This window comes from Halorubrum sp. GN11_10-6_MGM, from assembly GCF_005435165.1.
Taxonomy (GTDB): domain Archaea; phylum Halobacteriota; class Halobacteria; order Halobacteriales; family Haloferacaceae; genus Halorubrum.
The window spans coordinates 76,754-87,613 of the sequence record NZ_SGUC01000012.1; the positions used below are offsets into that span (position 1 = coordinate 76,754).

Consider the following 10,860-nt stretch of genomic DNA (forward strand, 5'->3'; position numbering starts at 1 on the left):
ATTTAACCGACCGCCGCGGACAACGACGGTATGGACACCTCGGTCCCCAGCGTCGCGGAACGCCGCGTCCACGTCGCCCCGCTCGGCTATGAGCGCGACCGGGTCGTCGAACCCCTCCGCCGCCACGGCGCCGACGTCGCGTACCTCCTCGTCGACGCCCCCGACCGCGAGGGCTCCCGCGGCGACGTCGACTTCGAGGCGGCCCGGGCGAGCGACCCGGCGGACGCCCGCGTCGACCCCGACCGACTCACCGACTATCAGCGCGACGCGTGGACCGCCACCGCGGAGTTCGCCGAGGTCCGCCCGATCCCGGTCGCGCTCGCCGACGTGTACGACGTGCTCGGCGTGACGACGACCGTCGCCGCCCGCCACCGCGCCGGCGAGGCCGACGGCGACCGGCTGTTCGGCAACGTCTCGACCGGCCCCCGGATCGCCGCGGTCGGCGTCGCGATGGCCTGTATGATCGTCGGCGCGCGCCCGTACAGCGTCGAGCCGGAGCGCCGCCGCCACGACGTCGAGGCGGCGCCGCTGACCGAGGGGGTCGCGTCGACCGTCGACCTCCCGCTGTACCCGATGGACGCGCCGACGGCCGACCAGGTCGCGGTCCTCGGGCGCCTGCGCGAGCGGGCCGACGGGAACCGCACCACCGACAAGTGGAACCTGATCGAGTGGGCCAGGGAGCGCGGCCTGGAGTTCCTGGCCGACACCGGCGAGAGCCGGACCGCCAAGTACCGCGCGCTGGAGACCCACGTGCTCGCGCCGCTCCGCGACCGCGGCTACGTGGAGCTGGAGGACGTGGGTCGGTCCGACACCGTCCACCTCACGGAGATCGGGCGCCGCGTCTACTTCGCGTTCGAACACAAGCTCCGCGAGCACTGACGGCCTTCGACGCGTCCCTGAGGTCCGTCCCGTCCGACGGGTACGTCAGAACTGTACGGTTTATCCGAACTGTCGATAGCTAACGTAGAACTATCCCCCGCACCTCGATTCAACTGCGTGACGCCCGCCGGGCGGCCGGGGCGCCCTCCCCGCCCTCCGCACCCGCCTGCCCGCTATCGGCCGTCGGCGGCCACCCGCGCCGCCGACGGCGGTCCCCGCTGACGCCGCCGCGGTCGCCCGCCGGACCGTCACGGCCGACGGCCCTCCCGTCGGTGCTTCTCCGACTCACTCCTCGGTCAGGTCGACGTACGTCCGCCGGACGGTCACGGGCGTCACGTCGGCGACGTCCGCGGCCTCCTGCTGGGTACACTCGGCGTCGAGCTCGCGGGCCGCGGTGTACAGGCAGGCGGCCGCGACGCCGACCGGGTTGCGGCCGTTCGCGATCCCCTCCTCGACGGCGCGCTCAGCCAGCTCGCCGGCGCGGCGCTCGACGGCCGGGTCGCAGCCGAGGTCGCTCGCGAACCGCGGGAGGTACTCCGCGGGGCCGCTCGGCGCCATCGGCAGGCCCAGTTCGCGGTTCATCGCGTCGAAGGCGGCCCGGTGTTCGTCCTCCGTCGCCTTCGCCTCGTCGCACACCTCCCCGACTGTTCGTGCCACGTCGGCGGTGCGGCAGGCGACGTAGACGCAGGCGGCCGCGAAGCCCTCCAGCGAGCGGCCGCGGAGCAGGCTCTCCTCCTGCGCCGAGTCGAACAGCGCGCAGGCGGCGTCGCGGACGCTGTCGGGCAGTCCCATGACGCCGGTGAGCCGCCGGATCTCGGTGTAGGCGTACACCTTGTTGCGGTCGCGCTTCGTCGAGATCTGCGCGCGGTTGTGCTGGGTCCGCATCCGGGCCAGCCGGCGACGCTTGCGGCCCTTCACCTTCGTCGAGCGGCCGATCTCCGTCGAGAGCCCGCGATCGTGGCGCGAGCGCGTCAGCGGCGCGCCGGTCCGCTTCGGATTCGTGTCGTCGTCGTCGAACGACCGCCACTCGGGACCGTGGTCGATCCGGTCGGCCTCGACGACGAGGCCGCAGTCGCCGCAGACGCGCTCCGCGCCCTCGACGCGGGTGCGGCCGCCGCACTCCGGACAGGTCTCGCGGTCGCCGGCCTCGTCGGCGCCGGACGTTTCGGAGTTCTCGGAGACCGCGGTGCCGTCCGCGGTTGCGGAGCGGTCGGCGGTCGCCGTACTGTCGGCGGTCGCCGTGCCGTCGGCGGTCGCTGCGCGGTCCGTCGTCGCGACGTCGTCGGTTTCGGTCCGGGGCGAACGAACGCGGGTCGAGCGTGCGTCACTCATCACACGTCGAACTCCGGCCCGATGCCTTACTTAAACCCGGGCGAATCGGCGGTCAATCGCCCCGATCGGCGCCGCCGAACCGACCGGTTATCGGTCGGTGATCGACCGCCCAATCGCGCCGCAGTACGGTGGTTTTAACCATCGGCCCGAGCCATGATTTCGCATGACGCTGTCGGATATCGCGGACGGGGTCGAGGTGACCTCGCGCCAGCGCGATCGGGGGGTCGCGCTCGCGGACGACACGGACACGCCGCTCGTCGACCGCCTGTCGGACCACGCCGAGTCGCTCCCGTGTACGCCGGAAGCGACCGCCACGCTCGTCGACGCCTACACCGCCGGGCGGAGCGTCGGCGACGCCGCCCGCGAGGCGGGGGTCTCCCCGATGACGGCCGTGAAGGCGCTCCACCGCTGCGGCGTCGAGGGCGTCTGCCCGCTCTCGCCCACCGGCCGCGACGTGGTCCGCGACTGGCTCGCGGGCCGGACCGCTCGGAGCGACGCCGTCGCGCTCACCGGTGGCGACGAAGCGGACTTCGCGCTGGCGACGTACGTGGAGACCCACGACCCGGTCGAGCCCGTCGCCGAGGCGGTCGACGCGCAGATCGCCGGCTCCGCGCCGCTCGGGGACGGCCTCGGCGCCGACGACCCGCTCGGCGACGCGCTCGGCTCCGCGGACGGCCCCCGGTGAGTCCGCTTCGCTTTTTCACCCGATTTCTTCTGGTCGCGTGCGCGACTCAGGGCATGAACCGCTCGACGAGCCCCGGCTCCGGGAACTCCACGCCGATCGAGGCGTCGAACGCGGTCTCGTAGGCGGTCGCGATCGCTCGCGCGTACGCGCCGTCTCCGGTCGCCGCGGTCGGCGCGGCCGCGACCGCGGGCTCCGTCGCCGGGACGCTGACGACGCCGGCATCGCCGCCGTCGCGGTTCTCGTCGCTCGCGTTGTCGGTTCGGCCCCGCTCGACCGCGACGGTCGCGTCGAGGCTTCCACCCACGTCGGCGATCCGCCCGCGGAGCCGCTGGGCCGCGTCGCGCCCGTGGACCGTCGCCGGTCTGACCGCGACCGCGCGGTCGACGCTCGTCGCGGCCGCGACCGCCTCGTTCGACCCGACCGGCGCGGCGTCGACGACCACCGCGTCGTACGTCGTCGCCGCCTCGTCGATCCGCCGTTCCAGCTTCCGGGCGGCCTCCGCCGTCTTCGCCCGCGCGACGCGCTCGAAGGGCGCCCTCGCGGGTATCGCGTCGACCCGCCCCGGCAGGTCCGGCGCGTCGCGCTCGCCGTCGCGGAATCCGCCGCCGCTCCCGGGGCGCTCCGCGTCTCCGTCGGTCCCGGCGACGGGGTACGCCGCCGCCGACAGCGCGGCGTCCGGGTCGTCGGTGAGGAGCGCGGTGAGGTCGGGATCGATCCGCCCGTTCACGTACTCGGAGAGCCCCTGCGTCGTGAACGCGGCGTCGACGACCGCGACGTCCTCGCCGTCGCGCGCGCCCATCGCCGCCAGCTCGACCGCGGTCCGCGTCGTCCCCGCGCCGCCGGTCGCCCCGACGAGCGCGAGCGTCGTCGCGTTCATGCGTCGGCCTCGCCGGAGGTCGCTTGTAAAAAGAGCGAAGCCGGGCGGCGGCGCGGCGCGCCGTTCTCTCGCGTCTCTTACCCGTCGATCGCGGCCGCGACGTCCTCGGCGACGGCGTCCAGCTCGTCGTCGGAGAGGTCCGGGCGCTCGCCAGCGACGGCGTGGATCGGCGCGCCGCCGTCGCCCTCGAACCGCGGGACGACGTGGACGTGGACGTGCGGCACCTCCTGCCCGGCCGCCTCGCCGTCGTTGACGCCGACGTTGGCGCCGTCGGCGTCGACGGCGTCCTGAATCCGGGGCGTGAGCGACGCAACCGCGTCGAACAGGTCGCCCGCGAGGTCGGCGTCGAGGTCGCCGACGTGTTCCGCGTGCGACTTCGGGATGACGAGCGTGTGGCCCCGCGCGAGGGGGTTCGCGTCGAGGAACGCCAGCACCGAGTCGGTCTCGTAGACGGTCCGCGCCGGGATGTCGCCGGCGACGATCGAACAGAAGATACAGTCGTCGGACATACCCGAGCGATCGCTCGGGCGTCTCATCAAGGTTTCCCGACCCGCGGTTCGTGGGTGCTCGGCGGCCCGCGGTGCGAAGGTTCTCGGCGACCCGCGGTGCGAAGCCGACGACTGCCGCCCGTCCGCCAACGGACCTATATCCGCCGCGCCGAAACGGACGGTATGGACGACCGGCTCGAACGCGTCATCCGCCAGCAGCTCCGGAAGGCGGGCAAGCAGTTCGAGGAGGCCAGACGCGCCTACGCCGAGGGGCGCGACGATCCCGACGGGAACGCGGCCGCGGCGGCCCGGTTCGACCTCCCGACCGACGACTCCGGCCGCGCCCAGATCGTCTGTCGTCGCCACGCGGAGCGCCGGGCCGTGTCGGTCGACGCCGAGGGGCGTCCCGCCTGCTTCGAGTCGGGCCATCCGGACTGCGAGGGCTGCGCCGAGGACGTCCGCGACGGCTTCGTCGAGACGTGGTGACCGCCGAGGCCGACGCGAGGGCCCACCTCGACGAGCGTGTCCGGACGCCCTGCCTCGACGGGATCATCTGGACACCCCCCGCCCCGACCACGCCGTCCGGACACCCCGTAACCCCACCCGAACACGTTTGTTTCCCGGGAGTCACGTCCGGGGCATGAACCGGGCAGCCGTCGTCGTCGCCCTGCTCGCCGTCGTCGGGGTCGCCCTCGTCCTCTCCGGGTTCGTCGGCGGCGCGACGGAGGAGCCGGCCGTCGACGACGTCGCGGACGACCGCCTCATCGAGGTCGACGGCGACTACCGGCTCTGGCCGTACACAAGCCGAACCACGACCGTTGAGGGGCGAACGCTCGCGATCAACGTGGTGTTTCACGCCGACGCGGCGGCGACGCGAGCGGCCATCGAGGGCGACTCGGTCGCGGACTGGGAGGAGACGGACCCGGACGAGGCCGCGGCGACGGTCGGCGACGGCGACCACCTCCGCGAGTTCGTCGCCCGCGACTGGCGGGACGCGCACAGCTCGCTGCGCTACTCGTACGTCGCGGGCCCCTCGGGCGGTGCGTGGCTCACGGAGACGTTCGAGCTCCACGACGGGAGCTACCTCGGGATCCGCGACCACCTCCGCGCGTACGAGTCCCCCGACGGCGCCTACACCGCGATACAGGCCCACGAGGAGTACTACGACTGGTTCCGCCTCCGCCACACCGTCCCCGACATCGACGCCCCCGCGACGCGGCTGGAGGGCGAATTCGTCGAGTCGGACCGCGCGACCGACGTGCGACGCGAGTACCGCGGCATCGACGGCGGCCGGAGCGACGGCTGGCTCTCCGTGATCGAGCTGGCGGCGACCGCGGCGCTGGCGGGAGCGCTGCTCCGGAGCCGGACCCGCGAGGCGGCCGTCGACCTCCTCCGTCGACTCCGCGCCGACGCGGGACGACACGCCGCGGCCGCGGCGCTCGGACTCGCGCTCGGGGCCGTCGTCGTCGGCGTCCGCGTCGCGGGCGTGACGCTGGAGGCGGCGCTGCCGGGCGTCTCGCCGAAGTCGATCGCGGCGCCGCTGTACCTCGTCCTCGGGCTCGGGGTACCCGCGCTGGTCGTCCGGCGCGCGCCGCGGTCGGACCCGGCTGCGGCCTCGGTGGCCGTCGTCGTCGGCCTCGGCGCCGGCTTCGTCGCCGACTTCGCGGCGCTCGGGGCGGCGGTTCCGCCCGACCTCATCGTCCACCGAGTGGCGCTCCTCGGCGCGCTCGGCGTCGTCGCCATCGGGCGCGCGACCGCGGACCGACCGGTCGCCGCCGTCGGGCTGCTGGCGTGGGCGATCGGGCTGGTCCTCCCGCTGGCGGACGCGATCTGAGCGGGCCGTGCGGTCGGCGTTTCCGCGTCTGACCGCCCGACAGGCTGTCCCGCGTCGGACCGCCCGATACGCCGCCCCGCGGCGGTACCAGCACAGAAGAGATATACCGGGTGACAGAAAACAGAGGGAGACGAACGGATGACGCGACCGATCAGCCGACGCGCAGCGCTCGCCGGATTCGGCCTCGCGGCCGCCAGCGCCGGCTGTCTCGGTCGCACGGAGAACATCGCCGGCCGGGACCCGCACTCGCAGCTCACGCTGGAGCTCAACGCCACGCCCGCCGACAGCGACCCCAACGGGATCCGCATCGCGAGGCAGCTCGAAGAACACCTGACCGCGGTCGGTATCGACGTGCGGCTCAACACCGTCGGACAGACCGACCTCTGGCGGAAGGTGCTGATCAACCAGAACTTCGACCTCTACGTCGAGCAGTTCGTGGAGACGGAGCCGTTCGATTCGGACGCGCTGTACGGGCTGGCCCACTCGCGGTTCGTCGCGGAGCCGGGGTGGCAGAACCCCTTCGGTCTCACGGAGATGGCTGTCGACGACCTGCTCGCGGAACAGCGCCGGACCGCGGGGAGCGAGCGCGACGACGCCGTCGCCGCGCTTCAGGAGGCGATATGCGAGCTTCAGCCGTTCTCCGTCGTCGCGTTCCCCGACGCGCTCACCGCCGTTCAGGAGCGTCGGTTCACGGGGTGGACGGCGGACCGCCAGCCGGTGTCGGCCGCCGGGCTCCTCGAACTCGACGGGGTCTCCGACGACGGGGCGGGAGACGCCGGCTCGACCGGCGGCAACGCGACCGCGTCGGACGCGAACGCATCGGACGCGAACGCCGACGACGGGGACGGAGCCGCCCTCCGACTCGTGACGACCGACGACCGGATCACGGAGAACTGGAACCCGATCGCCGCGGAGTACCGGAGACACGGCACGTTCACCGGGCTGCTGTACGATCCGCTCGTCCGCGTGGACGGCGAATCGGCCGTTCCGTGGCTGGCGGCAGACTGGGAGCGGGTCGACGACGACGCCGTCGACGTGACCCTCCGCGACGCCCGGTGGCACGACGGCGAGCCCGTGACGGCGGACGACGTCGCGTTCACCTACGCGTTCCTCCGGGACACCTCGATGGGGAGCGTCGAGACGGCGGTTCCGACCCCGCGGTTCCGCGGCCGGAGTTCCCTCGTCGAGAACGAGCGCGCGCTCGACGACCGAACGGTCCGGCTCACCGTGCCGGACGTCAACGACGCGGTCGCCGCGCGGGCGCTTCAGGTGCCGGTCATCCCGGAACACGTCTGGTCGGACCGGACCGACGCGGCGACGATCGCCGGCTTCGAGTTCGACTTCGAGACGACGGAGGCGATCGTCTCGAACAACGCCGACCCGGTCGGGAGCGGACCGCTGCGCTTTGTCGAGGCGACCGCGGGCGAGTCGGTCGTCTTCGAGCGGAACCCCGACCACTTCCTCGTCCGGTCGGCGTCCGGGGACGACGCGGACGCGTCCGGAACGGCGGCGGACCCGCGTGCGGGAGTTCCCCCCCGTTACCACGGCAAACCGGCGTTCGACCGGCTCCGGGTCGAGGTGCTGCCGTCGGACATCTCGGCCGCGGAGTCGGTCGCCGAGGGGCTCGCGGACGCCACCGTCTCGAACCTCGGTCCGGAGTCGGTCCCGCGGATCGGCCGCTCGGCGGACACGCGACTGGTGAGCGGCCGGTCGGCGGCGTTCTACCACGTCGGGTACAACGCGCGGCGGAGCCCGCTGTCGAACCCCCGGTTCCGAGCGGTGATCGCGCGGCTGATCGACAAGTCCGCGATCGTCGACGACGCCTTCGAGGGATACGCGAAGGCGGCGACCTCTCCGCTCGCGGCGTCGCCCGACGCGGTCCCGTCGTCGCTGGCGTGGGACGGTCGCGAGACGGACCCCGTCCACCCGTTCTTCGACGACGGGGGATCGCTGGACGTCGAGGCCGCCCGGGCAGCGCTTCGGGACATCGGGTACCGGTTCGACGACGAGGGGCGGCTGCTCTCCCGGGGGCAATGACGCCGTTCCTCTCGGTTCTCACGTCGGTCGTGGCGTGGGTCGGCCTCATGTTGGTCGCCGCGAGCGTCGCGGTGATCGGTCCCGTTCGCCTCCGCGAGGCGCGGGGCGGGCTGCGGGGACGGGTCTGGGACGCGCGCCGGGCCGTCGCCGTCCTCTGTGTCGTGCTGTTCGCCAGCGTGGTCGGCCGGAGCTCTCTTCAGGCGGTCTCGGAGCTGTTCGGCCTCCAGGCGACGGCGTTTATCTACGGGCTAGAGGGCGGATTCGTCGCGTGGGTCCAGGCGACGTTCGCGACGCCCGCGCTGACCGCGTACTTCTCGTGGGTGTACGTGTACGGCTACGCGTTCCTGCTCGCGTTCCCCGTGATCGCGTCCCTCGCGTTGCCCCGAACCGTGACGCTCAGGCGCGTCCTCGTCGCGTACGCGCTCAACTACGCCATCGGGCTGGCGCTGTACACGGCGATATTCGCCCACGGTCCGCGGAACGTGATGCCCGACATGGTGACGCCGCTGCTGTTCGCGACCCGGCCCGAGGTGATGGCGCTGACGAGCGAGGTGAACGTGAACTCGAACGTCTTCCCGTCGCTTCACACCTCGCTCGCGGTCACCGTGGGGACGTTCGCGGTGCTGACCCGCGAGGAGTACCCGCGGTGGACGCCGGTCGCGGTCACGCTCTCGCTGTCGGTCGTCGTCGCGACGATGTACCTCGGGATCCACTGGCTCACCGACGTCGTCGCCGGGGTCGCGCTCGCGCTCGGCTCCGTCGCGCTCGCGCATCGGTTCGTGGAGCCGCGGGACGATTGACGGCCGCGCTCAGACGCCTTCCACGAGCCGTTCGAGCTGTTCCGGCGGGACCGCGCCGCGGGCGGCGTGCCCGTCGTACGCGAACGTCGGGACGCCGGTGACGCCCCGCCGCCGCGCGGCGTCGAACATGTCGGTGACGCGCTCCCGGAGGTCGTCGTCGCCGAGCGCCTCGTCGACGACCTCGGCGTCGAGCCCGTCGGTCTCCGCCGCGATGTCGGCGAGCACGTCGCGGTCGCCGATGTCGCGGCCCTCCAGCCACAAGGCGTCGAAGACGGCCTCGTCGAACGCGAGCCACGCGTCCGGCGCGGTCTCGCGCACGCGGACCGAGACGATCTGCGCGGGCAGCGAGTCGACGTCGGTCGCGAGTTCGAGCTCCATCTCGTCGGCCCCGTACTCCTCCTGAAGCCGGCGGACGTTCTCGCGGGCCTGCTCGTAGTACTCGTCGTCTTTCCCGGTGTCCGCGTCGTGGTCGATCTCGCCGTCCGGGCCGCGCTGTCCGGCGCGGAGGTCGAACGGGTGCCAGTCGATGTCGAGCGGCTCCTCGCGCGTCTCCTGGTAGTTCGCGAGCGACCGTCGTCCGAGGAAGCAGAACGGACAGACGTAGTCGGAGTAGACGGTGATCGCCTCGCGCCCGTCGGGCCCGGTCGCGGCGTCGGAGTCGGTTGCCATGCCCCCCGCTACGCCGCGGAGCCGAAAAGGTCGTTCGGCGACGGCAGGCGGCGACCGAAGGGCCGTCGTGCGGACGGCCGGCCGCCGCCGACCATCACCAATTAATATAATCGAGTTGTACCACCGACTATGACCGAGTACGACCCGATCGATCCGCCGGTCGCGCTGACGATCGCCGGCAGCGACAGCGGCGGCGGGGCCGGCGTTCAGGCGGACCTCTCGGCGATGCGCGCGCACGGCGTCTTCGGAACTGCGGTCGTGACGGCGACGACCGCCCAGAACACCCGCGGCGTCGAGGACGTCCACCCGCTCCCGGCCGACCACGTCGCGAGCCAGTACGCGGCGGTCGCCGACGACTTCGACGTCGCGGCGGTGAAGACGGGGATGTTGGCGACCGCCGAGACCGTCGCGCGGGTGACGACGCTGGTCGCGGACGCCGAAGTTCCGCTCGTCGTCGATCCAGTGATGGTCGCGGCGACGGGCGACCGGCTGCTCTCGCCCGACGCCGAGGACGCCTACGAGGACCTGATCGCGGCCGCGACGCTCGTCACGCCGAACGCCGACGAGGCCGCGGTGCTGACCGGCGAGCCCGTGGAGACGCCCGCCGACGCCGAAGCGGCCGGCCGCGAGCTGGTCGCGCTCGGCGCGGACGCGGCGCTGGTGAAGGGTGGGCACCTCGACGGCGATTCGGTCGACGGCGAGTCGGCCGACGGCGATGTCGTCGTCGACACGCTCGTTCGCGGAGCGGGCGCGGGAGGAGGTGCGAGCGGGCCGGCCGTCGACCGCTTCGAGACGCCCCGGATCGACACGGACGCGACGCACGGCTCCGGCTGCGCGCTGTCGAGCGCGATCGCGGCGCGGCTGGCTCGGGGGGAGGCGCTCCGCGGAGCGGTCGGGGTCGCGGTCGAGGAGATGACCGAGGCGGTCCGGTGCGGGTACGACGTGGGCGAAGGGCCGGGCGCCGTGAATCCGACCGTGTTGGGCGGGGAGTGAGTCGTCGACTAGACCGACGCGAAGGCTCTCGAAGCCCCAGTCGCTCGGCTGTACTGCGTCAGTGCTGTCTGTAAGTCACCGATCGACACGGACACCGCCGAAGCCCCAGTCGCGAGGTGGCCGGACGCTCGTTGTCGTTCGAGACGCCGATAGTGATAGTCATAACTTTTGAATAGATAAGAAGCGATCAATCCATGACTTTGCGAAGCTTATCCGATCGGCGTAGTCGTGAAAGATCGAACAGACCAGTTCTCGATACGTTTCAA

11 protein-coding genes are annotated in these 10,860 nt (G+C 72.8%); 7 read left to right on the forward strand and 4 right to left on the reverse strand.

Annotated features, from left to right (window positions below):
- Positions 1–30: 30 nt before the first annotated feature.
- Positions 31–879, forward strand: a complete 849-nt coding sequence (locus EXE46_RS08145) for a DUF6293 family protein (RefSeq protein WP_137687921.1) — start codon at positions 31–33, stop codon at positions 877–879.
- A 285-nt stretch (positions 880–1,164) separates the two neighbouring features.
- Here the strand turns inward: EXE46_RS08145 and EXE46_RS08150 are convergent, their stop codons facing one another.
- A complete protein-coding gene (locus tag EXE46_RS08150; RefSeq protein ID WP_137687922.1) occupies positions 1,165–2,211 on the reverse strand; it encodes a transcription initiation factor IIB family protein in 1,047 nt (348 codons plus the stop codon).
- Between the two features lie 163 nt (positions 2,212–2,374).
- On the opposite strand from EXE46_RS08150, the gene EXE46_RS08155 reads away from it, so the two are divergent.
- A complete protein-coding gene (locus EXE46_RS08155; RefSeq protein ID WP_137687923.1) occupies positions 2,375–2,896 on the forward strand; it encodes a hypothetical protein in 522 nt (173 codons plus the stop codon).
- Between the two features lie 46 nt (positions 2,897–2,942).
- On the opposite strand, the gene EXE46_RS08160 is transcribed toward EXE46_RS08155, so the two are convergent.
- Positions 2,943–3,773 carry a CpsD/CapB family tyrosine-protein kinase gene (locus EXE46_RS08160; protein ID WP_137687924.1) on the reverse strand — a complete coding sequence of 277 codons (831 nt, stop codon included), beginning with the start codon at positions 3,771–3,773 and terminating at the stop codon, positions 2,943–2,945.
- Positions 3,774–3,850: 77 nt separating this feature from the next.
- A complete protein-coding gene (locus EXE46_RS08165; RefSeq protein ID WP_137687925.1) occupies positions 3,851–4,282 on the reverse strand; it encodes an HIT domain-containing protein in 432 nt (143 codons plus the stop codon).
- A gap of 162 nt (positions 4,283–4,444) precedes the next feature.
- Between EXE46_RS08165 and EXE46_RS08170 the strand changes: the two genes are divergently transcribed.
- From EXE46_RS08170 to EXE46_RS08185, 4 genes are all read left to right on the forward strand, one after another.
- The gene (locus EXE46_RS08170) at positions 4,445–4,747 is read left to right on the forward strand and encodes a hypothetical protein (RefSeq protein ID WP_137687926.1); all 303 of its coding nucleotides are present in this window, start codon (positions 4,445–4,447) and stop codon (positions 4,745–4,747) included.
- Positions 4,748–4,901: 154 nt separating this feature from the next.
- Positions 4,902–6,095: a hypothetical protein gene (locus EXE46_RS08175; RefSeq protein ID WP_137687927.1), complete on the forward strand. Its 1,194-nt coding sequence runs from the start codon at positions 4,902–4,904 to the stop codon at positions 6,093–6,095.
- 138 nt (positions 6,096–6,233) lie between these two features.
- The gene (locus tag EXE46_RS08180; RefSeq protein ID WP_137687928.1) at positions 6,234–8,132 is read left to right on the forward strand and encodes an ABC transporter substrate-binding protein; all 1,899 of its coding nucleotides are present in this window, start codon (positions 6,234–6,236) and stop codon (positions 8,130–8,132) included.
- Positions 8,129–8,932: a phosphatase PAP2 family protein gene (locus tag EXE46_RS08185; RefSeq protein ID WP_137687929.1), complete on the forward strand. Its 804-nt coding sequence runs from the start codon at positions 8,129–8,131 to the stop codon at positions 8,930–8,932. The genes EXE46_RS08180 and EXE46_RS08185 overlap by 4 nt, the downstream gene beginning before the upstream one ends.
- Before the next feature lie 9 nt (positions 8,933–8,941).
- Here EXE46_RS08185 and EXE46_RS08190 read toward each other — a convergent pair whose 3' ends face one another.
- Entirely contained in the window at positions 8,942–9,601 is a 660-nt protein-coding gene (locus EXE46_RS08190) for a DsbA family protein (protein ID WP_137687930.1), read from the reverse strand.
- A 129-nt stretch (positions 9,602–9,730) separates the two neighbouring features.
- Here EXE46_RS08190 and thiD point away from each other — a divergent pair, with 129 nt between their 5' ends.
- On the forward strand, positions 9,731–10,594 hold the full coding sequence (gene thiD / locus EXE46_RS08195) for a bifunctional hydroxymethylpyrimidine kinase/phosphomethylpyrimidine kinase (RefSeq protein WP_137687931.1): 864 nt from the start codon (positions 9,731–9,733) through the stop codon (positions 10,592–10,594).
- Positions 10,595–10,860 lie beyond the last annotated feature (266 nt).